Below are 21,386 nucleotides of genomic sequence, written 5' to 3'. Positions count from 1 at the left end.
ACGCTCACCCTCCCGGTGGGGAATTACGTGAGCGACGCCCTGCGGAATTACGTGAGCGAAAACCCCTCAGACCTGCGGAATTTCATGAGCGCTGACAAAAGCACCGGCTCGACCGTTCGGAGGTGCCGTCGTGCCTGAAGTGAATCCCCCAGTCCTTCTCGTTCGCCTCCGCCGTGGAGTTGTTGGGGAGACGCAGCGAACTTGTCACCTCGTTCCCACGCCTCCAGACGACACCATGCCCACTTCCCTAGCGGCTTACTGCGGTCTCGTGATTGAGCCCGGCACAGCGGATCTGCTGAGTGCGCCGGAAGGGATGCCGTGCGTCGGCTGCCTGTTCCGCGCACCGCTTCCTGTCACTCCGGCCAGGGAGATCCAGTGATCGTTGAGCGTCACTTCCAACTCGCTCCACTGACCAACGACATGTTGGAGCGTGTCCAGCAGTACGCGAACCTTTCGCCCGACGGGGCTCTGTCCGTGCTCGTCAGGTACGGGTTCGTCGCGTACCGCATGACCGTGCTGCACCAGTTCGGATTGGACCCGCGCACCGGTTCGCTCCTCGATCTTCCGGAACAACCAGGCCACCAGCCCAAGTGAGGCTGGTGCGGGAGTCGGCGCGGCGCGCGCAGCCGCGTCGACTTCCCTCATCACATCACCACGGAGTCAGTCGACAATGCCCAAGGACTTCAAGTCCAACCTTCAGAACCGCGCGGTCGCGCGTGCACTTGCCTTGTGGCGCAAGGAAAGCGGTTTGAGCCTGGCCGAGGTGACCAAGCGCGTGCACTGGTCATCGGCCAAGACGTCGATGCTGCAGAACGGCCTGGTCCCGATCACCGATGCCGACGTCATGGCGCTTGCCCTGGTCTATGAGATCGACGACGTGCGGCGGGAACCGGTGTTCTGGGGAGCGCAGCGGGCACGTGATCCCCGGATGTTCGACCTCGTGACCGGCGGTACGGCGTCATGTGTCCAGTGGACCTACTCCGAGGTAGAAGCCGAGGCGAACTACGTACGGACGGTGGCACTGGACGTGTTGCCGCCGCTGGTCTGGACGCCCGAGTATTCGGCTGAAATCAGGGGCGTGCAGGTCGAAGCCGTCTCCCAGCAGGGGCACCGCTTCTACCCCAACAAGCACCGCGAACAGGTGATGGAGCAACTGAGCGACGGTCCGTCACTCAGGATGGATCTCATTCTGGGCGAGGCAGCTTTGCGACGTCCGGTCGGCGGTGCGCTGGTGATGGCGGACCAGTTGTTCCAACTCGCGTCGTTCGCTCAACTCGCCGGCGTGCGGGTGTTCCTCGTGCCGGACAGGGTGGGTGAACTCGCACCGATGGCCTCGTTCTCGGTGTTGTCGTTTCGAGAGGCGCAGTTTGATGACGTGGCGCACTTCGACTGCCCGCACGGCGGAATGTGGCTGGAGAGCGAGGCCGAGCGACGGCCCTACGTGGACACGTTTGAGCGGCTGATGTTGGCAGCGCTCCCGGCCGCCGTGACGACGGGAGCGATCGTCAAGGCCGCACAGCACTTCAAGGACACCGCACACCGACCAGTCGTCGCCAAAGATTCGTGACTAGTTTCGTGACACGACCTGCTACGCTCGCCGTACGTCACGAAACTAGTCACGAATTGGGTGGTGTGTCGTGAAGTGCACGGGATGCGGACAGCCGCTCGAAGCAGGGTCGAAGCGCGGGCGACCGGCCCGCTATCACAACGCAGCGTGTCGGCAGCGTGCTCGACGCGCCCGTGTCGCCACCCGTCACGGGGATGTCTTGGCGGCCGTAGCCGCTGTCGAGGCTGCCGCTGCCGAGGTGCGTCACGCGGTACTGACGGACGGCAACGCGGACCAGATCACCCATCAGCTCACGCGTGCCACTGCCGAAGTCGCTCGGCTCGTGACACCCGCTCCTGCTGCCGAGGCAGCCGAACCGCTCGCACCCGCTGTCACGAAACCTGTCACAGAAGCGAAGCCGCGAACGAGCCGCTCCCCGCGATCGACGCGATCTGCTCCGCTGGACCTGGACACGGTGCGGCTCGAACGCTCATCCGATTCGACTCGGACAGGTTGGCGGGTCTTGGCCGGGGCGACAGATGCACCGGTCGTGGTGGGGTTCTTGGAGCCGGTGTTGTCGGTGACCGGGCGGCGCAGTAGTCGCTGGGAGGCACAGACCGCCAGTATGGCGCGTGTGCATGGTGGACCGTGGCGTAACCAGATGGACGCGCTGGCTCGCCTGGTGGACGACTATCAGCGTGCCGCGTCGCGGCCACGGCGGCACACGATCACGTAAACCGCGCGTAGTAGGATCGAATCCTGCCTGGGGCGCCACCTTTCGCCGGGTGAAATCAAAGCTCTGACCAGCGGCAACGCGGTCAGGCTTGAACTTTTTGGTCAGTTACTATCGGGCGGAATCTGCCCAGAGAAAACGCGCACGATCCAAGGGATAAAACCCGATCGCGACCAGATTTGGCGCATAACGATATCGTGCAGCACCGCAGCCGAAACCAAGAGATTCCGATCAGACTCCGTGAACATTCGGCCGACATGCGCAGAATCCCCGCGACCCCTTGCATATGAATCCAGCGGCAAGGCTATGAGGTTGACAGAACCTCGCCGGCAAGCTCGAAAGCCAGTCGAGTACTGCCGCCCAATCAACCCAACCACCCCTCGCGAGAATTTCACAAGCACAACGAATCGTAGAGTTACTACCAAATATCCCGCTATAGACAGTTCAGCACGATCGGAGGCATTGACTTCCCGCGTAGCCATTGAGCAACAAAATCCGCACCTTCAGGGTTCCCACGGAGCACCTCCACAAGAAGAAAGGTCGAATTCGCCTTGACGCACTTGTCGGCAATATCGGCAAACACAATCGCCGCGTTCCACCGAGAGTAGTCGCGTGCCAGCGCCAGAAGCGTCGTCATGGCGTACTCGCGCAACTCTACGTCACGCGAAGAATCGAAAATGGCATCCAGGAAGCCTGCGAGAGTGTCAACAAATTCGAATTGGATCCGGACCTCACTCACATGCTCAAAGCACCGACGTACAACCTCCTTTAGCTCAGTTTCGTACCGACTGCCGAGCCCAAGCAACACGCTCTTGTGCAGCCTTGGCACAACATCGAGGTACAAGCGTTGATCGTCCGAATTCTGACGGATCACACGAATGATCTCATCGAGAGTGCTCACATCTCCCGATGTGTAGCGCTGCTGCAAACCCTGAACGACCTCTCTGGGCGTTTGAAGTTCAGAGTCCGGAAACATCAACATCAGCAGGTGCTTCTTCAGATCAACAACACTCTGATAGCGATTAATAGGATATTCGCGAGTGCAGCGAGAGACGATATATTCAAACTCGCCGGGAACTCTGGATAGATCCACCTCCGGCCAGGGAACTTTCCCCGTCAACAGAAAGTAGAACACCTTACCTAGACTGTAGATGTCTGAACGCTCATTTGCCGCAGCAGCGTTCCTAAACTGCTCGGGTGCAGCATATTCGACCGTTCCTAGCCCAACATGTGAAGTTAAGGCCGTACTGCCAGATTCGCGCTGCCGACACAGACCGAAGTCAGAAAGAACCCATTTACGGTTGTACAAAAGGGCGTTCTCTGGCTTTATATCTCGATGAACGACATTTGCCGCGTGCATTACCTCCACCGCGTCAACCACCTGAGAAAATATACTGACGGCGTACGCAGTGTCGAGCGGTCCATTCTGATCCACAAAGCTCTTGAGGTTGTTTTCCGCACGAGGCATCACATAGAACGGCGGGTCCGAATCCATTGACATGTCAAAGATAGGCATGAAGTGCGGGCCGGCGATTTCACTTTGCACCCTCAACTCGCGACGGAAACGCGCAACATCGCGCGCGGTCGTCAGACTCGCCTCCGAAACCTTCAGCTCTTTTATGACAACGGGTTCGTCTCGTTTTTTGTCGTGCGCCTCATATAAGATGGAATGGCCGGTTTCAACCAGGCGCGCGGTCTTCACGTATCGCAATTCCAGCGTCCTTCCTGGCACGACAATGAGGCATCATACTCCCACATAATGTCGGCAGGAGCGCCTCCACCGTTACGAGGGATAGCGAAGCTGCAGAGGCCACCTCTCCCACCTCTCGATCTAAGTGCCGAATTTGGCTCTACAGGATCAAGGCCGCCGCTGGCGGCACGTCCCGCGCGTACGGCGAACACCTTCCACCCCGGCACTCCCGGCATCCGCTTCGCTGCGCCGGTCGGCCGGGCGGCGCTGCACGCCGTACACCGGCCTTGTCCCAACTGACTAGCCCGCCCATTGCGTTCGCAATGGACGATCGTGCGGTGACAGGTTAGGCGTGTGCCGCGCCCCTGCCACATGGGCGCGGCACACGCCCGTTTTCAGATGGTTGTGACGGGTTACCCGTCACCCGTCACACCCGTCACGGTGGCCTGTTTCCGCTGGTGAACACTGTTCTGCACCTGTCACGGGGTGTGTGACGGATGACGCGTCTCGTAGGGCCGTCTGTGACGGGTCATTGGTCATCGTCGATCATCTCCGCTTCGATCACTGCAGCGTCGCGGACGCGCTCGATCGCCGCGCGGATGTCCGCGATGGCGTAACCGCGTACCTGCTTCATCCCGTCCTCGGTGGGCACCCGGTCGCGGGTCGGACGGCAGCCGAATGCGGACATGTCGAGACCGAACCCCTTGGGCTCGACTCCCAGCGCGTCCACCAACTCAGCCGTGGGTACGAAGTCCCGGCCATCGTCGTTAGCGAGGCCATCGGCGAGATAGTCCGCAACGGACGCCAGCGGTTCAGGCAACGCGATCTCGTCCACGCGTTCCGTATCGGCGGGTACAGGTGTTCCTTTGCCGATTGCCTTCGCCACCGACGCGTGATCGAGCACCGGTTGCGCTGTCTGCCCGGCCGCGTGCCCAGTGAGCGTGCCTTCCGCTTCACGCAGCGCCCGTCCACGTTGGCAGATCTCCCGCCAGTCCTCGTTGGGCATGTAGAACGTCCGCACGATCAGCGCCAGCACATCCACACCCGCCTGGGTCTCCCCGTCCGGCCGCAGAATGCCCACCCCCTTGTGCGAGGGCAACAGACGACTGGAGTCGTACCCGCGCGTGTTCATCTGCTCGCCCAGGATGATGTTGCTGTCGCGCCAATCCATCACCCGCAACGCGAACCGTGAGCCGAGCACCGCCCGCAGACTGGACGGGATGGTCTTGCTGTCGGGCCGCTGCGTCGCCAACACCAAGATCACACCAGCCGCAGGCGCCTTCTTCGCCAACCAGGTCAGCAACTCCCCGATGTACTCGCCAGCAGTGAGCTTCTTCCCCTGCACCTCAACGGGAGTACGATCCTCCAACGGAATCTGCACCTCGTCCACGACCAGGGCCGTGATCGGCATGTCCAGGGATGGATCACGCGACATGTCCGGCGTCACCTTCGACTCAGGACACGTCAGGTCATCGAGATCCTGCATCCGGCGGTAGCGGCCCTGGACATCGGCGACCAGCTCCACGAGCCAATCCAGGAACGCCAAGACATGCTCGCTGTCGTCACCGGACATGAACCGGTGCGCCACCTGCTCAGCAGCCTTCCAATCCTTGCCGTTCTTGAAGTCCGCCACGTACAGCCTGGTGTGCGGGTCCAAGATCAAGCCCGCGGCCGCGAGCCGTTCGGCCATTGTCTTGCCCTGCCTAGGGATTGCGCCAATGAGCACCGACGTCCACACCAACGGCAGGTCGATCCGGCGTCCGCGTGCGTCGGTGCCGAACGGCACGGGCCGCCACGCGTCCCACCGGTGCACCCCGAGCAATGGTGTCCGGATGGGCGGCTTCGCGTAGGGGTCCTCATCGGCCACCCACATCGCCACCCGTCCGGCGTGCCCGCCGTTGCCGCGTACGCGCTCCACGCTGAGCTGGATCTCATCCACCGCCAGGGCGGACGCCAGCGCTTCGCGATGCTTCACGACGTCGGCCGCCTTACGGGTCGCGGGCAGATCGACCGTGATCGCCCATCCCTCACCCCTGCGCGTGGCCCGGTCGACCAGGCGCAGGGTCTCGTCCTTCCCGATGAGCTTGGCGTCTCTGAACGCGTCCACGAGTACCTGGGGGTCCATCGTCCACGTGAGCGTGCGGGGACCCGCAAGCACCGCCTTACGTCCGGGACTGCCGTCCTTGCGCCTGCCGAGGATCGCCAGTGCTACGGCGACCACGACGCCGGCGATCCAGAACACCCGGTGCCCGTACACGAGATCGAGCACCGCGACCACGACCGCCACCGTGAGCACGATCGCCCCGGTGACCTTCCACCGGAACAGCGTCAGCTCCCGAATGTCGGTGAACTTGTCCGCGAGCTTCTCCGACTGCTCGGCTGCCTCCCGGTAGTCCCGCACGGTCACCCATGAACGCCACCACCGGACCGCGACCACGAGCCCACGCACGACCGCGCCCATGAACCGGAACGGTGAACGCAGCACGGCCACCACGAGATCCTTGACGGCCTGCACCGCGTGAACGCGATCCTTCGCCCACAACGGCACACGCGGTGAACACCGCCACCAGTTCACAGCCTGCCGACGCCACGGCGTCCGCACGGGCGGCGGGACGTCGTTCACGAACTCGCCTTCGAGCACCGCCCGCACCCGCAGGGAGGCGTCCACGCCGACCAGCTCTCCATCAGGGTTCGTCATCGTGGGTCACCTCCGTCCGATGCGTTTGCGGCGTTCAGTTCGGCCGCGAGCGTTGCGGCGAGCCGAGACGACAGGCCACGCGAGCACGTGGTGACCTCACGGACCCACACAGGACTCACGACGACACCAGGTGTCCACGCTTCACGCGCAACCGCCATGTAGTCGGAGAACGTCACCCGCTGCCCAGAGCGTTTCCTGTTGCGTCGCTTGGGTTTCGCAGACTCGGTAGTGGTCTCCTCGGGCAAATCCGCGGTGACCGGTGCCGTACGTCGCTGCGCCTCCGTGAACGCGGCCGTGACCGCTTCGGTGAGCTTGTCCCGCAAGTCCGTGACAGCCTCGGCGGCGACGAACACCACCAGCGGCGGAACCGAGTGCAGCACCACACCCGAGACCGAACCGGCCGCCCACGAGTGCCAGGTGTTCATGACGTAGGTGGCCGCGAGCGTGAACCACTTCGCCCGCCGCGTCCACACACCCGTGCGCACCTGATACCGAGCGGTCACCTGCTCGGCTCGCAGGATCGCCAGCAGCACCAGCGAGACCGTGGGATCAAGCAGCCACGCCGCCAGCCACGGCAACGACCACGCCGGCGTGCCCGCTGCCGCAAACGACTGCACGTTGGTCATGGTGAACCCGAGACCGAGCACGATCCCCGCCCAGCACAACCGGTCCACTTCCGTCCGGACGCGCTCGACTCGCAGGGCCACCACGTCCGGATGCGTGGCGTACGCGCGCAGCTCGGCCGCTTCCGCCGCGTCGGCGGCGAGCCGCGCGGCTGCCGGGGCGGCGGGTGGCCACCCGAAGGCGGCCACCCCTTCCTTCACCCTCGTGAGCGTGTTCATCGCCGACCACCCCGGCGGGGCGAGTCGTCCCACCCCGTGATCGTCAGAGCACGGGTCAGCGTGTACGCGGCGAACAGTGCGGGCAGGCCCAGCACCACGAGCAACAACACCGTGTCACTCCGATGCGTGATCACCACCCACTGCACACTGACGATGACTGCAGCCATCATCAGCACCCGCCCGGTCAGCGAGAGCAGACGGCCTCCCTTGCGGGCCGTGTCGGCGACGGCCTTCGCCCGGCGGGAACTCGCCTGCCAGACCCACAGCACCAGCAGCACCACGCCCAGAGCGGCGAGCAGTTGCGTTGGCGTCACGTTAATCGTCACGATTACTGCCCTCCGTCCTGGTCCTCGTTCATCCGGTCACGGCGGGCACGCCATACGAGGTACAGCGCGCGCCGGTCCTCTCCGGTCAGTCCGCCGCACACGCCGAACTGATGCTCACCCGCAAGACGCAGCTCCCACTCAAGGCAGAGCCGCCGCACCGGACACGACTCGCACAGGCGAGCCGCCAACTCCCGATCCGTGATCTCCTCGCCCTGCCACTCCGGGCCGTCCTCTTTGGCCCACAACCACATGCACGTGCCGTCACGAGTGACGATCTCCATCAGCACGTCATCAGGGACCTTGGCGTAGCGGTCGAGCTCGGCCGCGATCACCTCGTAGTAGCTCTCCGGGGTCGTCATCGCCACGCACCCCCGGACTTCTGCTCGAACTCACGGGCCGCGCGACGCTCCGCCGCAATCCGCGAGGGGTCGACCAGGCCACCGGTCTCTGTCGCTTCGGTGAGCAGCTGTTCAAGCGCAACAGCAGGCACGACGTAGCGCGTGCGGAGCTGAACCGCAGGGAAGTCGCCTTCCCTGATCACTCGGTAGAGAGTGGAAGGCGCAACCCGCAGAATCCGGGCGGCCTCTCTGACTGTGTAGAACGCCGGACGGGCGTTCTCGATTTTCTCGTTCATTGGATTGGGCCCTTCTAAGCAAGACTGGATGATTTCGACCAATAACTCGGGATGATTTCATCCCATCCAGATGCAAAGGGAGCCAAAACCGCAGCCACGCTGTCGTTATGCGGACCGCGGAATTGCCTCCGCGCTACGCTCGACAGCGAGGCGGAGCACGGAGGAATACGTGGCGGACGACTGGAGTGCGGTCGCAAGGGCGATCAACCAGCGCATGACCGAACTCGACATCAATCAGCGAGAACTCACGGAGCGCTCGCAGGTGTCGAAGGCGATCGTTGGCGAACTCCAGAACAACACCGTTCAGCGCCGGCGAAGCGAACGAACGCTCGAAGCGCTCTCGGTTGCCCTGGACTGGCACCCCAACCACTTGCAGGCAATACTCGGCGGTCGTATCCCGCCGCAGGTCGGAGAACCTGCAGCCCGCGACGATGACGTTCTCGGCCGACTGGCCGTGATCGAGCATCAGTTGCGCGAAATCGTCGCCAGACTCGGCGGAATCGATGCTCTGACCGATCAGGTTCGACAGATCAGCGAGAGCGTCGAAAAGATTGCCGGAAGCCTTGAGGCCGATCGCAAATAACTCTGGGGGTGAGGGGTTCGAATGGCTGTTTCTCATGCCGATGAGTCAACGCCGGAAACCGCGCACAAACCATGCAGGTCCCATGCAAAACCACTGCAAGATCCATGCAACTCCACTGCATTTCGCCAGCGAGTGGCGGTGTAAGCCGTGGATCTGGTGCACGACTGGACCGGCCGCACAGCGACCGCACTCCAGCGCGCACTACGTGAGTCCAACGAGACCTTCGCCGCCACACTCGGCATCTCTCCGCGCACAGTCGCGAAGTGGCACGCGGAGCCCAACAGCCAACCACGTCACGAGACACAGCAACTCCTAGACCGCGTGCTTGAGCGAGCATCGGCCGCAGTACGAGCGCGGTTCGCAGTGGAGCTAACACCACAGGAACCTCCAGAGCAGCCACCAGCCACATCGGACAGTGGCCACGCTCTGCGCGTCGCGATCGCAGTGGTCGTGAGTGACGGAAATGTGCTGATGGTCCAGCGCCGTGAAGACAACGGCTCTAGTTCCTGGCAGTTCCCCGCAGGAATGATCAAGCCTCGTGCATCAGCCGAGACCACAGCTATCCGCGAAACACTTTCCGAAACCGGCGTTCATTGCCGCGTGACACGGCACCTCGGCAGCCGGTTGCACCCAATCACTCAGGTGTACTGTGAGTACCTTCTCTGCGAGTACCTAGGTGGAGAGGCACAGAACATGGACGTCGTGGAGAACGTCAGCGTGATTTGGACACCAAGCGACCGACTCACCCGGTTCATCCCCGCAGAGACCATCTTTCCTCCGATAATGGATGCCCTGGAGGTACGAAACAGTGAGTGAAAAGGCACCTGACGATCAGCGGCCACCGATTGCGGCCGCCGTGATCATTCAGGATGGCGCCGTACTGCTCGTCCGGCGTCGAGTCAAAGAAGGCAGTCTTTCCTGGCAGTTTCCCGCTGGTGAAGTCGAAGCTGGCGAGTCTCCGGAGAACGCAGCTGCCCGCGAAGCGAACGAGGAAACCGGGATCACAGTCGCCGATGGCAAAAAGCTCGGTGAACGAGTCCATCCCAACACGGGTCGAACGATGATTTATGTCGCGTTTGACTCTGTCGGGGGTGAAGCCAGCGTCGTCGACGATGAAGAACTTGACTCCCTCGCATGGGTCAAGCACGACGAGCTGACCACCTACGTCCCGTACCCGTTCTTCGCACCAGTACAAGACTATCTCGATTCGACCTTGAAGAAATAGATGCAGGCGGCAAGGGTCCGATGTTGCGCGCTCACCGGACCCTTACCGCACACTCTCCACGTATTGCAATCTCGGCGAAATCATTTTGACTGCGCCGCAGTCGACGCTATGATGGCCCGCTATGGACCAATTCTTTGCCGCCCGGATTTGGGGGGCATTTGGGCGCCTTTGCGCCACCGCAGAGATGGCAATAGCCACTTGCGCGGCCGAGTCACGTACAAGCACGACCTTTGACGACCACCTCATAAACGTGTTCCGCGACGTAGCCCCCGAGAAACACGAAAAAGTAAGCGCCTTCATCGACACTTACACGGCAATGATTGAACGTGTGATAGAGGCTGGCCGACAAGGAAAAACCGGTCATATCGAGACAATTGACTTCTCCGATGAAGATGATGACGTTCAATCAGTTGTGCGCCTAGTCGCGAACGGGATGATGAAGTTTCGATCGGACGTCGACCGCGACCGCTACGCCACCGATGCGGCGATGATGTCCATAACGTCGGCACTGGAAGTCCTTTGCACGGAACTACTAAGAAGCTTGTTTGAGCTTCATCCGCGCGCCATTCCAGGCAACCCAACGATTGATCTTGAAACCGTTCTCTCGCTCCCGTCGACGCAAGGCGCTGTCGCGGCAATTGCGGAGAAGCAGGCAGTCGAAATAGCCCGAGGCCCAGTGGAAGGCTGGCTTTCCTCTCTTGCAAGCCACTGCGGCATTAAGCTACCCAAGAGGACGTCTGACTGGCCGAGAGAGTGGCTCAGTGTCGTTTGGATGTCTCATCAGAGGAACTGCATAATCCACAGAGGCGGTTCCATCGATTCCAAACTAAGAGAGAAAGCATCCTACTGCGGATACACAATTCCCTCAGACCACACGGTGCTTACCCTAGATCCCCTGGAGGTGACTCGGTTTGTTTCCTGCACTCTCACTGTTGCTTCAAGGCTGACCATAGGATTTGGCGACTCCCATCTTGCCAAGAGCGAAAATAGCCATCCAAACTGGAAGACAGCAAGAACATGGCTGGCTCATGAACAATTTGAGCAAATGAGTCGAGGCCAATTTGCAATAGCGCGCGCGATCTGCCCAGAGTCCGGGACCCTCAGCAATGAGGTCGATATAACCGATGTTGCTCGATGGTATGCATTGTTGACCACCGACGGAATTGATGACGCGCAGCGAGAAGATGTACGGGTAGCGAAATGGACTTCCGAAGCTTCATATCAGATTCACCGATCAATCCTCCTCGACGACGAGGAGGAGATCCGCAATTTGGTTCGCGAGATACTTGATCGGGGTTATTTGACAGCACTTGAGCTACGGCACAACCCAGAGTTCTTCCTAGCGAAAAAGTATCTCGACCTACCTGATAAATGAGGCTATCGCCCCTAGACTGGACATCACGATAGCGCAGATCGATCTCTCCTACTGCAGAGTTAGATCAACACATCAGCGAGACGTTCACGAACGACCCCAGCGTGAAGAAGTTCGGGTATTGCCACACCGCCGATTTCCGGTGTCGTACTCGCTACCTGTTCCAGGGTTTCACTGGGCAACGAGTCGAGCAACTCAATCGCACGAATCGCCCAAGCTCTTGCGAGATCAAACCTACGTTCGCCTGCAACGTCTTCATTTCGGTATCGAAATGACAATGCGTACGCGATCTCAGCTGCTGACCTGTTGCCCTCTGCCGACTCACGCACGAATGCTGATTCGAGTTCCTCAAGCGACGCATGGCGGCTAGCGTCACTCATGTCTACCCCTTATCAGTAGGAAAACTTCTCGACTAGAGTTTCATAGTCGAACCACTCCGAATCGCCGAACCAAAGCTCAATTTCATACTTTGCCTCCTCTGAGTTTCCGGACGCGTGAACGAGGTTCATCACCGCCTTACCGCTCACTTCGGAGGATGACTTTGTCTGGTGGGCAAAGTCGCCGCGAACCGTTCCAGGCGGAGCTTGATCCGGGAATGTATCGCCAATAATCTTCCGCACCTTGGCCACCGCTTCGACGCCTTCGAGCGCCAGAGCGATAACGGGGCCGCTTTGCATGAATCCGGCAGTCGTGTTGTAGATGGCAGGTCCAGCGCGGTCTTCGAGGTCGAAGTAGTGCTTGCGCGTGAACTCCGCATCCATCAGCTTCATCTTGACGCCCACGATCTTCAGAGCGGCGTCCTCAAAACGCGTGATGATGCGGCCCGCCAACCCACGCGCAACCGCATCGGGCTTCAACAGAACGAGAGTCCGCTCAACACCGAGATCCTGCAAGTCAGACATCTTTGCCCTTTCCCAGTCGGACGTGTGACCCAGACCATACCGACTATCGCAAGGAAGGGCAGCGAACCTCAGATCGAGGTGCAACGCCAGCAGCGAGATCCACAAGGGACGATCAACTTGAGGCCCCTCAAGCAGTCACAACGACGTGGAGCCAATCGTGGAGCCAACTGCGCGAAACCATGACTCCATAGAGACACATCGAACGCGGCTCCACACTAAAGCCCCAGGCAGAGCTGCCAGAGTGTCACGATTGCATCACTTCTAATCCCGAGGTCGCAGGTTCGAATCCTGCCAGGGGCACCTCATCAAGTGGCCTCTGACCTGTGCGAACAGGTCAGAGGCCTGCTTCGTTTCCGATCGCGGGCCCACTCTGTGGTGCGGCGCGTGGAGCTGAATAATCAGGCGCGTGGACAAGACGCGGTTGGGCATTGGGCTGGTCGTCGGCGTGCTGGTGGTGCAGACGGCGGCAAGCCTGCTGTGGAACCCCGGCGCGACGCTGACCGGCATCGCCCTCGCCTTCAACGCCGTGGCTGCGGTGTCGACGTTCCTCTTCGTGCGGCGGGGCGGGCAGGCGGCCTGGGTGGTCGGCGGGTGGTGTGCCGGGTTCTTCGGGTGGCACGTGCTGGGGCTTGGTGAGCTGGCCGGCTGGTGGACGACCGGGCTGGACGCCGCGTTCCTCGTCGGGGGCGGGTATCAGGGCTCGGTCGTCTACCAGGCGGTGATGGCCACGGCGGCTGGGTTCGCCGTGCACCTGTTGTTGCCTCGTCAGCGCCAGGTTTCGGAGACGTAGGCGTCGAAGCTGGTGGCCGGGCGGTTCAGGACGCGGGTGACGTCGTCGGTCGGGGTGGCGAGTTGGCCGTTGCGCATGCTTTCGAACATGCCGTTCAGTTCGGTGGCCACCTCTTCGGGGGCGCCTTGGGCGAGGAGGGCTTCGCGGTACTCGGCCGGGGTGAGCCTGACCAGTTCGATGGCGCGGCCGGTGGCTTTCGCGATCTTGGACACCGCGGTGGCGAAGGTGACTCCTTCCGGGCCGGTGAGGTCGTAGGTCTGGCCCTGGTGGTCGTCGGTGGTGAGGGCCAGGGCGGCTACCTCGGCGATGTCCCGGACGTCCACGAACGGTTCCGGGGTGTCGTCCATGGGCAGGGAGAGGCGGCCCGCATCGATTTCGGGCTGCCAGACGTCCTCGGAGAAGTTCTGGTTGAAGTTGTTTGCTCGCAGGATGGTCCAGGCGAGGTCGCTCGACCGGACCGCCTTCTCGGCGGCGTGCATGCTTCGGAAGACGTCCGGTGGGGTCTGGTCGAGGCCACGGCCTGAGAGCAGGACGATGCGGCGGAGGCCTGAGGCTGCGGCCAGTTCCACGAACGGGGACGCGGCGGACGGGTCTTCCGGGGCGATCAGGTACGCGGCGGTCGCGCCGTGCAGGAACTGCTTCCAGGTCGACGGGTCGTTCCAGTCGAAGCCGGTCGCGCGGGAGGCCTTGCGGAAGGTGGCGCCGGTGGCTTCGAGGGTGCGGACGACGCGGCGGCCCGTCTTGCCGGTTGCGCCCAGGACGAGGATCTCTTCGGTCATGTGCTCAGCCAACCCGCGTGAGCGGGGCTAGGACATGGGTGAGAGTTCATCGATGATGTTCGATCGTGCGGGCCGTATCGTGGACGGTATGGAGCCGTTCGACGAACTGCTGCGCGGGGTGCGCGCGGATGGCGCTGGGGTGCGCCGGACCGAGATCGACGGAACGCGGGTGTTGCCAGGGCTCACGTTGTACGCGGTGGCGTCGGGTGAGATGACCGTGCGCGGGGAGACCGCCAGGGCCGGGGACATCCTGGTGGTGCAGGAGTCCGTTGCGGCGCAAGGGCGTGCGTCGGTGGTGAGCGGGACGTACGAGATCAAGGGGGCCGTGGCGCGGCGGCTCACCGCGGTGTTGCCGGACGCGCTGGTGGCTCAGGGCGAGGACAGGTGCGCGGAGTTCTACGCCAACATCGGCATGGAAGGGCCGGGGGTGGTCGCGGATCGGTTGCTCGACTGGCTGATGGTGTGCGCGCTCAAGGAGTGGTTCGAGCGCGAGCACGGCGACGGGTGGCTGGGAGCCCGGGCCGACGCGGTGGTCGGGCCCGTCCTCGAGGCGATGCACGCGAATCCCGAACGGGCCTGGACGCTCGCCTTGCTGGCCAAGGAGGCCGGGGTGGCGCGGACGACGCTGGCGGGCAGGTTCGCGAAGCTGGTCGGGGTGCCGCCGCTGACGTACCTCACGGAGTGGCGGATGGCGGTGGCCGCGGATCTGCTGGCCGAGTCGTCGGCGACGGTGGCGTCGGTGGCGCGCAAGGTCGGGTACGCGGACGCGTTCGGGTTCAGCGCCGCGTTCAAGCGCGTGCACGGGTTCAGCCCGAGCGAGTGCCGCACCCGGTGCGCCGCGAGCGCGTGACGTCGAGGCAGCAGCGGACGAAGTCGACGGCTGCCTCACCGGGGTCCGGCAGCCACGCCACGGCCACCTCGCTGGGGCTCACGCCCCTCACAGGCACGTAGACGATGTCCGGCCGCGAGTAGAAGTGGGACGTGGACGCCGGAACCAGCGCGACGCCGTGGCCGCCGGCGATCGCGCCGAGGAACTCGTCGGGGTGTTCGGTCACGGCGCCGACGCGCACCTCACGACCGTCCCTTTCGGACAACGCCAGCCAGTGTTCGCGCCAGGTTCCCTTCAGGGCGGGGGCGACGACGACCGGGTCGTCCCACAGCTCGGGGAAGTCGATCGAGGAACGGCCGGCCAGCGGGTGCGCGGAAGACAGTGCCACGCAACGGAATTCGCCGAACAACGTCTGCACGCCGAACGTCTCCTCGCCCGGGAAGGGTAATCGCAGCAACGCGACGGGCACCTCCGCGCCGGCGAGGCCCGCGGACGGATCCGACCAGGGTGCCTGCTTCAGGTCGACCCGCCAGCCCGGCCGGAGCCTCCCGAACTCACGGACGATGGCCGGGGTCGCGTCGTTCGCCGCGCTGGCGAGGAAACCGACGCGCAGCACGCGGGCGGCACCCCTGGTCTCGCTCACCGCCACGTCCCAGCCCGCGAGCATCGGTGGGACGCGCGCGGCGAGGGCGTGGCCCGCCTCCGTCAGCCTCATCCCGGTGCTGGACCGCGTGAACAGCCGCACGCCCAGCTGCGATTCCAGGTGCTTGAGTTGTTTCGTCAGTGATGGTTGCGACACGAACAGCCGGTGCGCAGCGCGCGTGAGGTTGCCCTCCTCCGCGATGGCGGCGAAATATCTCAGCAGCCTCGTGTCCACGTCCATGCCGTCAAGGCTATGGAGCGGGACATCAACCACGAGTGAGCCGAGGAGACGACGGCCGCAGTCAGGGATACGGCCACCCGTTCGGCGTGCACACCTTCCCGTCCCGCGGGATGACCGCGCCCTGGGGCACGCCGTCGGTGATGCGGACGATCTCGTCGTTGGACACGCTGAACGTCTGCTGCATCATCACCGGCGCCGGACCGCCGGCGACGCCACACGGCTGGTGGCCCTGCCCGAACGCGTGCCCGACCTCGTGGTTGACCATGTACGTGCGGTACGCGGCGAGGTCCGGCAGGAAGGCGACGGCGCCGCGGATCCAGCGAGCGGCGCTGAGGAACACGAAGTTGCCGTCACGGCATGAGACATCGACCGGGATCTCGAAGCCACAGACGTTGCGGGCGGTCTTTTGGGACGTCAGCCGCACACGCACCGACGCGGCACCGGAGACGCGCTGCACCGAGCGCGCGCCACGAGCCGTCCAGCCACGCGGGTCGGCGAGAGTAGCGTCCACGAACGCCGCGAAGGCCTGTTCGTCGACGGTGATGCCGTTCTCGATCTCCACGGCGTAGGTCCGCAACGGACCCGTGCCCACGACGGGGCCTGAGCCGGGGACCACGTGGAACGTGCCTGCGCCGGCCACCGGGAACTCCGGGCCGTCGGGCAGGTCGGAGCTGGACGCGTAGACGCGCGGCGGAGGCGGTGCCGGCGAGGAGGGGACCTCGGAAGGCGTGACCACCGGCGGCGTGGTCGGAGCGGCCGCGGGGGAAGTCTCGCCTGCCAGTTGCGTCGTCGTCAGCAGAATCGTGGTCAGCGCGACCGACGCCAGAGCCAAATGCACCTTCATGACGGCAACGCTCGCCGGAACTGATGAAGAACCTGTTTACGTCCCGCTTAACTGTCGTGAAGGCCTGCATACTTCGGACTGTGTGCGCCCACATTCTCGTCGCGGAGGACAACGTTCACCAGGCTGAACTCGTCCGCCGGTACCTGGAGCACGACGGGCATTCGGTGGTGGTCGTCCACGACGGACGCGCGGCCATCGACGAGACCCGGCGCCGCAACCCCGATCTGCTGGTCCTCGACGTGATGATGCCGCTGGTCGACGGCATCGACGTGATGCGCGCCGTCCGCACCGAGTCGGACGTGCCGATCGTGCTGCTCACCGCGCGGTCCACCGAGGACGACGTGCTGCTCGGGTTCGACCTGGGCGCCGACGACTACATCACCAAACCGTTCAGGCCACGGCAGATGGTCGCGCGGGTGCGGACGATCCTGCGGCGCACCGGTCGTGCGCGCACGACGAACGCCACGGTGCTCAAGGTCGGCGATCTGACCGTCGACCCGATCCGGCACGAAGTACACATCAAGGACGAGTTGGTGAGCCTCACGCCCGCCGAGTTCCGGTTGCTGGCCAAGATGGCCGCTCAGCCACAACGGGTGTTCACGCGCGAGCAGTTGCTGGAGGACGGGTTCATCACAGCCCGTACGGTCGACGTGCACATGATGAAGCTGCGCCGCAAGATCGAGCAGGACTCACGCCGGCCGGAACGACTTCTCACCGTCTACGGCATCGGATACAAGCTCGTATGAAAAGCCTTCTCGTCCGGTTCTTCCTGTTCTCCCTGGTGATCGCGGCCTGCTCCATCGCCGTCACGGCGTGGCTCGCGTCGCAGGCTACGACGGGTGCGATCCGGCAGGAGCAGGGCGACGCGCTCGAGACGGACGCACAGATCTTCGACGAGCTGGTGCAGTACGCGGCCACGCACAAGGACTGGACGGGTGCGAAGTCCGATGTGGACGGCATCGCGCGGAAGTACGGCCGTCGCATCGCGCTGACCGACGGCAACGGCACGACGCTGATCGACACCGGCGGCAAGAACTCGCCACAACTGCCCATCACCCCCAAGGCACTGGTCGACCCGTTGAACGTCAACGGAAAGATCGACCCCAGGGCGGTCGGGCCGTTCAAGCTCAACGACGAGGAGTACCGCACGCTGCACGCCTACGCGGACCAGCTCCTCCAGTGCAACAACAGGATCACGCTCGTGGAAGCACCCAACGGACGGCCGCGGCTGCCCAACCTCGGGCCCGGTGAGCTCTCGGTCTGGGACGTCTGCTGGGTCGGCTACCAGCTCTATACGCTCACGGCGACGGAGAAGGCCGCGTACACCCAACTCCAGGCCTTGTACTCGAAGTGCCTCGACCAACGCGTCCCCGGCGGCAAGAACTACAACAAGCCGCCCGGTCCTGATTCCAACAACTTCGACTGGGAGATCACGACTGTCAGCGGCGCACCGCCGGAGGTGGTGGCGTGCATGGACAGCTCGCGTCGCGAACAGCTCAGGCCGTACGTCGCGGCGCCGGCCCAGCTGTTCCTCACCTCACCGACCGGTGACGAGCCGATGGCGATCGACCTCTCGACGACCGGCGCCACCCGGATCACGCTGGTGGCTCTCGGAATTCTCGCGCTCGCCGGGTTCGCCTCGTGGGTCACCGCCACGCAGCTCGTGCGGCCGATCCGAGCCCTCACCGCCGCCACGAAACGCACCGCCGAAGGCGATCGGACGGCACGGGTGGACGGCGGTTCGGGCGAGATCGGTGAACTCGCGCGGTCGTTCAACGCCATGTCGGAGAAGCTCGCCGAGACCGAACGCCAGCGGCAGGCCATGGTCAGCGACGTCGCGCACGAGTTGCGCACGCCGCTGGGCAACATCACCGGCTGGCTGGAGGCGACGCAGGACGGGCTGGCCGAACCGGACCCGCACCTGATCGACATGCTGCTGGAGGAATCCCTTCTGCTGCAACGGCTCGTGGACGACCTGCACGACCTCGCCCAGGCCGACGCGGGCACGCTCCGGCTGCACCCCGAACCGATCGCACTGGACGACGTCGTGGAGCAGGTCGTCAACGCTCAGCAGAACCGCGAGATCCTGCTGCGCGCAGAGACCACGCCCGTGCACATCACCGCGGACCCGGTCCGGCTGCGGCAGGCGCTCGGCAACCTCGTCGCGAACGCCGTGCGCTACACCCCGCCGGGCGGCGAGGTCGTCGTGAAGCTGTTCCGGTGGCAGGACGAGGCGATCCTGGAGGTGACCGACACCGGCACCGGCATCGCGCCGGACGACGTGCCGCACGTGTTCGACAGGTTCTGGCGGGCGGACAAGTCCCGCAGCCGCCGCACGGGCGGCAGCGGGCTCGGCCTCGCGATCACGCGGCACCTCGTGGAGGCCCACGGCGGCGCGGTGTCGCTGACGAGCACCCTCGGCGAGGGGTCGACGTTCCGGATCAGCCTGCCGGCATGAGGCCCAGCAGGTCCACGTTGATCATCCCGGCCGCCTGGGCGCCCTGAGCTGCGGCGACGATCACGATGGCCGCTGGGTCCGTGACGTTGCCCGCCGCGTAGACGCCGGGCACGCTCGTGCGGCCCTTCGCGTCCGCACGCACGAACCTGCCGACTGGCGTCTCCTCGGTCTCGGCGCCCAACGCGAGCAGGAACTCGTCACGCGGCTTCATCGGCGCGGAGTACACGAGCGCATCGGCCGGTACCCGCTTGCCGTCGGAGATCACGGCGACCAGCTTGTCGTCCTCGACCTCGATGCCGTCGACCGACGGCACGTGGGTGACGTCGTCCGACCACTGACGGACCAACGCGACCTTCATCTCCTCGCCGAACACCACGAGCTTCTGGTCGCGGACCTCGTAGCCGTGGCAGTACGGGCAGCCGAAGACGTCACGGCCCCAGCGTTCGCGCAGGTTGTCCGGCACCTCGTCGACCAGGCCGGTGGCGAACAGCAGGCGCTTGGCACGCACCGTGCGCTCGCTCAGGTCGACCGCGAACCCGTCGTCGAGCGCCGTGACGCCGCGAACTTCGTCGTTGACGATCTCTCCGCCGTATCCCTCGACCTCGGCTCGTCCGTGCTTGAGCAGGTCCAACGGCGAGAGGCCGTCGCGAGAGAGATAGTTGTGCATGTGCGCGGCCGGCGCGTTGCGCGGCTCGACACCATCGACCACGAGCACGCTGCGGCGTGCCCTGGTCAGCATCAGAGCGGCGCTCAGTCCGGCCGCTCCCCCACCAATGATCACCACTTCGTACGTCATGGTCCAAGAGTGCGGTCGACAGTCCAGTTTTGGCAAAGTAAGTTGCTGTTATGGCAACAACCGTGGGGCAACGGCTCGCCGCGTTGCGGGCCGAGCACGACCTGACGCTGGCGGCGTTGTCCGAGATGACGGGCATCTCGAAGTCGACGCTGTCGCGCCTGGAGACCGACCAGCGCAAGCCGACACTGGAGCTGCTGCTGCCGTTGTCGCGGACCTACCAGGTGACCCTGGACGACCTGGTCGGCGCGCCCGAGGTGGGCGATCCGCGCGTCGCGATGAAGCCTCGCCAGCTCGATCACGGCCGCGTCGGCATCCCGCTGACCAGGTCGATCGGGCCACTGCAGGCGTGGAAGATGATCATCACGGACCCGGAGCTGCACGAACCGCGCGTGCACGAGGGCTACGAGTGGTTCTACGTGCTGAGCGGGCGGATCCGGATGCGGCTCGGCGACAAGGAGATCGTGCTGCGCGCGGGCGAGGTGGCCGAGTTCGACTGCCGGCAGCCGCACAGCTTCAGCAGCGCGGACGGCAGGCCCGCCGAGATCATCAGCCTCTTCGGCAAGCAGGGAGAACGCATCCACACCCGCGCGGCGCCGCCGAACAGGTCATAGTGGAGGCATGTGCCGAAACATCCGGGTGCTCCACAACTTCGAACCGCCCGCCACGTCCGACGAGGTGCAGGCCGCCGCGCTGCAGTACGTGCGGAAGGTCGGCGGGGCCACGAAACCGTCCGCGGCGAACCAGGCCGCCTTCGACAAGGCGGTCGCGGCCGTGGCGGCGGCGACGCAGGAACTGCTCGACGCGCTGGTGACCACGGCGCCGCCGAAGGACCGTGAGATCGAGGCGGCGAAGGCCAAGGCACGCGCGGCGGAGCGCTACGGCGGTTAGTTCTGGACGCGGGTGTCGAGGTACATGCAGATCAGCTTGGCCGCGATGCCCGCGGAGCCGACGACGAAGGCCTGGTCGGGGCCGAGCGTGACGGCGATGGCCCACAGCAGCAGTGCGATCAGCACGAGGATGATCGTCACCTGCATCGCGTGCGGCCAGTTGCCGGGGCGGACCAGCCACCTCTCCAGCTGCCGAGGCTGCGGAACCTCCACGTCACCCGCTCTGTCGGGTGAACGCTCCGCCTTGACCGCCATCGTGCTCCCTCGCCGTGATTCCTCCTGCCGAAACCCATTCTCCTGAGTTGATCTTCTACGGAGTGTTACTTCCGCTGGTCTTGCGGTGAGCGTTCGATCAGCGTCGGCGAACGGCAGACGAACGGTCATCCGCATGATCGGTTGCCGGTCCGTCACCATCCGTTTATCGATTGCGATCTAGGTCGCAACTCTGCGTGTCACCCACTCAGGTGACCGTTCAACGCTACGTAACCGTTGCGCCGTTCGGAGCAGTCCCGTTTCTGTCAGACCTCTCGGATAACGTCAGGTGAAGCTCGCGGTACGAGGGGAGAAAA

25 protein-coding genes are annotated in these 21,386 nt (G+C 64.2%); 12 read left to right on the top strand and 13 right to left on the bottom strand.

Translation table 11 applies throughout. From position 1 onward, the window contains the following. The first annotated feature begins 375 nt into the window (after window positions 1-375). Both IG04_RS0136065 and IG04_RS0136060 read left to right on the top strand, forming a co-directional pair. Complete coding sequence (locus IG04_RS0136065; protein WP_030481226.1) at window positions 376-594, top strand: hypothetical protein; 219 nt, start codon at window positions 376-378, stop codon at window positions 592-594. A gap of 76 nt (window positions 595-670) precedes the next feature. Beyond that, the gene (locus IG04_RS0136060) at window positions 671-1,567 is read left to right on the top strand and encodes a helix-turn-helix domain-containing protein (protein WP_030481225.1); all 897 of its coding nucleotides are present in this window, start codon (window positions 671-673) and stop codon (window positions 1,565-1,567) included. A gap of 1,145 nt (window positions 1,568-2,712) precedes the next feature. Here the strand turns inward: IG04_RS0136060 and IG04_RS45900 are convergent. From IG04_RS45900 to IG04_RS0136030, 6 genes are all read right to left on the bottom strand, one after another. After that, the gene (locus tag IG04_RS45900) at window positions 2,713-3,981 is read right to left on the bottom strand and encodes a serine/threonine-protein kinase (protein ID WP_159460496.1); all 1,269 of its coding nucleotides are present in this window, start codon (window positions 3,979-3,981) and stop codon (window positions 2,713-2,715) included. 517 nt (window positions 3,982-4,498) lie between these two features. Beyond that, the gene (locus IG04_RS0136050; protein ID WP_051771380.1) at window positions 4,499-6,667 is read right to left on the bottom strand and encodes an FtsK/SpoIIIE domain-containing protein; all 2,169 of its coding nucleotides are present in this window, start codon (window positions 6,665-6,667) and stop codon (window positions 4,499-4,501) included. Next, a complete protein-coding gene (locus tag IG04_RS0136045) occupies window positions 6,664-7,509 on the bottom strand; it encodes a hypothetical protein (RefSeq protein ID WP_036016600.1) in 846 nt (281 codons plus the stop codon). Before IG04_RS0136045 ends, IG04_RS0136050 begins: the two co-directional genes overlap by 4 nt. Continuing rightward, complete coding sequence (locus IG04_RS0136040; protein ID WP_030481221.1) at window positions 7,506-7,835, bottom strand: hypothetical protein; 330 nt, start codon at window positions 7,833-7,835, stop codon at window positions 7,506-7,508. Before IG04_RS0136040 ends, IG04_RS0136045 begins: the two co-directional genes overlap by 4 nt. Window positions 7,836-7,837: 2 nt before the next feature. After that, window positions 7,838-8,194: a WhiB family transcriptional regulator gene (locus IG04_RS0136035; protein ID WP_030481220.1), complete on the bottom strand. Its 357-nt coding sequence runs from the start codon at window positions 8,192-8,194 to the stop codon at window positions 7,838-7,840. Further along, the gene (locus IG04_RS0136030) at window positions 8,191-8,469 is read right to left on the bottom strand and encodes a helix-turn-helix domain-containing protein (RefSeq protein ID WP_030481219.1); all 279 of its coding nucleotides are present in this window, start codon (window positions 8,467-8,469) and stop codon (window positions 8,191-8,193) included. Before IG04_RS0136030 ends, IG04_RS0136035 begins: the two co-directional genes overlap by 4 nt. A 169-nt stretch (window positions 8,470-8,638) precedes the next feature. Between IG04_RS0136030 and IG04_RS0136025 the strand changes: the two genes are divergently transcribed. The 4 genes from IG04_RS0136025 (at window position 8,639) to IG04_RS46900 (ending at window position 11,652) form a co-directional block, all read left to right on the top strand. Beyond that, a complete protein-coding gene (locus tag IG04_RS0136025) occupies window positions 8,639-9,052 on the top strand; it encodes a helix-turn-helix domain-containing protein (protein WP_036016599.1) in 414 nt (137 codons plus the stop codon). A 147-nt stretch (window positions 9,053-9,199) separates the two neighbouring features. After that, a complete protein-coding gene (locus IG04_RS45895) occupies window positions 9,200-9,868 on the top strand; it encodes an NUDIX hydrolase (RefSeq protein ID WP_084401932.1) in 669 nt (222 codons plus the stop codon). After that, window positions 9,861-10,277 carry an NUDIX hydrolase gene (locus IG04_RS0136020; protein ID WP_030481217.1) on the top strand — a complete coding sequence of 139 codons (417 nt, stop codon included), beginning with the start codon at window positions 9,861-9,863 and terminating at the stop codon, window positions 10,275-10,277. Before IG04_RS45895 ends, IG04_RS0136020 begins: the two co-directional genes overlap by 8 nt. Before the next feature lie 121 nt (window positions 10,278-10,398). Then, window positions 10,399-11,652 (top strand): hypothetical protein, encoded by a 1,254-nt coding sequence (locus IG04_RS46900; RefSeq protein WP_144065545.1) that lies wholly within the window; start codon window positions 10,399-10,401, stop codon window positions 11,650-11,652. Window positions 11,653-11,711: 59 nt separating this feature from the next. On the opposite strand, the gene IG04_RS46895 is transcribed toward IG04_RS46900, so the two are convergent. Together IG04_RS46895 and IG04_RS0136015 are read right to left on the bottom strand one after the other, a co-directional pair. Next, complete coding sequence (locus IG04_RS46895) at window positions 11,712-12,029, bottom strand: hypothetical protein (RefSeq protein WP_144065546.1); 318 nt, start codon at window positions 12,027-12,029, stop codon at window positions 11,712-11,714. A 12-nt stretch (window positions 12,030-12,041) separates the two neighbouring features. Further along, window positions 12,042-12,551, bottom strand: coding sequence for a nucleoside-diphosphate kinase (locus IG04_RS0136015; protein WP_030481216.1), 510 nt, complete (start codon window positions 12,549-12,551; stop codon window positions 12,042-12,044). 406 nt (window positions 12,552-12,957) lie between these two features. On the opposite strand from IG04_RS0136015, the gene IG04_RS0136010 reads away from it, so the two are divergent. After that, window positions 12,958-13,341: a hypothetical protein gene (locus IG04_RS0136010; protein WP_030481215.1), complete on the top strand. Its 384-nt coding sequence runs from the start codon at window positions 12,958-12,960 to the stop codon at window positions 13,339-13,341. Here IG04_RS0136010 and IG04_RS0136005 read toward each other — a convergent pair. Then, on the bottom strand, window positions 13,317-14,120 hold the full coding sequence (locus IG04_RS0136005; RefSeq protein WP_036016597.1) for an NmrA family NAD(P)-binding protein: 804 nt from the start codon (window positions 14,118-14,120) through the stop codon (window positions 13,317-13,319). The genes IG04_RS0136010 and IG04_RS0136005 overlap by 25 nt on opposite strands. Before the next feature lie 88 nt (window positions 14,121-14,208). Between IG04_RS0136005 and IG04_RS0136000 the strand changes: the two genes are divergently transcribed. Beyond that, window positions 14,209-14,970: an AraC family transcriptional regulator gene (locus tag IG04_RS0136000; RefSeq protein WP_036016596.1), complete on the top strand. Its 762-nt coding sequence runs from the start codon at window positions 14,209-14,211 to the stop codon at window positions 14,968-14,970. Here the strand turns inward: IG04_RS0136000 and IG04_RS0135995 are convergent. Together IG04_RS0135995 and IG04_RS0135990 are read right to left on the bottom strand one after the other, a co-directional pair. Next, window positions 14,927-15,832 carry a LysR family transcriptional regulator gene (locus tag IG04_RS0135995; RefSeq protein ID WP_030481212.1) on the bottom strand — a complete coding sequence of 302 codons (906 nt, stop codon included), beginning with the start codon at window positions 15,830-15,832 and terminating at the stop codon, window positions 14,927-14,929. The two genes, IG04_RS0136000 and IG04_RS0135995, sit on opposite strands and share 44 nt — an antisense overlap. 61 nt (window positions 15,833-15,893) lie before the next feature. Beyond that, window positions 15,894-16,676, bottom strand: a complete 783-nt coding sequence (locus tag IG04_RS0135990) for a DUF3152 domain-containing protein (RefSeq protein ID WP_030481211.1) — start codon at window positions 16,674-16,676, stop codon at window positions 15,894-15,896. Window positions 16,677-16,756: 80 nt separating this feature from the next. On the opposite strand from IG04_RS0135990, the gene IG04_RS0135985 reads away from it, so the two are divergent. Together IG04_RS0135985 and IG04_RS0135980 are read left to right on the top strand one after the other, a co-directional pair. Then, the gene (locus IG04_RS0135985) at window positions 16,757-17,422 is read left to right on the top strand and encodes a response regulator transcription factor (RefSeq protein WP_030481210.1); all 666 of its coding nucleotides are present in this window, start codon (window positions 16,757-16,759) and stop codon (window positions 17,420-17,422) included. After that, window positions 17,419-19,134 (top strand): sensor histidine kinase, encoded by a 1,716-nt coding sequence (locus IG04_RS0135980; RefSeq protein WP_030481209.1) that lies wholly within the window; start codon window positions 17,419-17,421, stop codon window positions 19,132-19,134. Before IG04_RS0135985 ends, IG04_RS0135980 begins: the two co-directional genes overlap by 4 nt. On the opposite strand, the gene IG04_RS0135975 is transcribed toward IG04_RS0135980, so the two are convergent. Then, window positions 19,118-19,930, bottom strand: a complete 813-nt coding sequence (locus tag IG04_RS0135975; RefSeq protein ID WP_036016595.1) for an NAD(P)/FAD-dependent oxidoreductase — start codon at window positions 19,928-19,930, stop codon at window positions 19,118-19,120. The two genes, IG04_RS0135980 and IG04_RS0135975, sit on opposite strands and share 17 nt — an antisense overlap. Window positions 19,931-19,980: 50 nt before the next feature. On the opposite strand from IG04_RS0135975, the gene IG04_RS0135970 reads away from it, so the two are divergent. Next, window positions 19,981-20,541 (top strand): helix-turn-helix domain-containing protein, encoded by a 561-nt coding sequence (locus tag IG04_RS0135970; RefSeq protein ID WP_030481207.1) that lies wholly within the window; start codon window positions 19,981-19,983, stop codon window positions 20,539-20,541. Between the two features lie 7 nt (window positions 20,542-20,548). Further along, the gene (locus IG04_RS0135965; protein WP_030481206.1) at window positions 20,549-20,818 is read left to right on the top strand and encodes a DUF2277 domain-containing protein; all 270 of its coding nucleotides are present in this window, start codon (window positions 20,549-20,551) and stop codon (window positions 20,816-20,818) included. Here the strand turns inward: IG04_RS0135965 and IG04_RS0135960 are convergent. Further along, complete coding sequence (locus tag IG04_RS0135960; protein ID WP_030481205.1) at window positions 20,815-21,072, bottom strand: hypothetical protein; 258 nt, start codon at window positions 21,070-21,072, stop codon at window positions 20,815-20,817. The two genes, IG04_RS0135965 and IG04_RS0135960, sit on opposite strands and share 4 nt — an antisense overlap. Window positions 21,073-21,386: the final 314 nt, after the last annotated feature.

It is taken from the genome of Lentzea albidocapillata (assembly GCF_000719115.1).
Lineage (GTDB): Bacteria > Actinomycetota > Actinomycetes > Mycobacteriales > Pseudonocardiaceae > Lentzea > Lentzea albidocapillata.
This window is presented reverse-complemented; position numbering and strand designations above follow the sequence as displayed.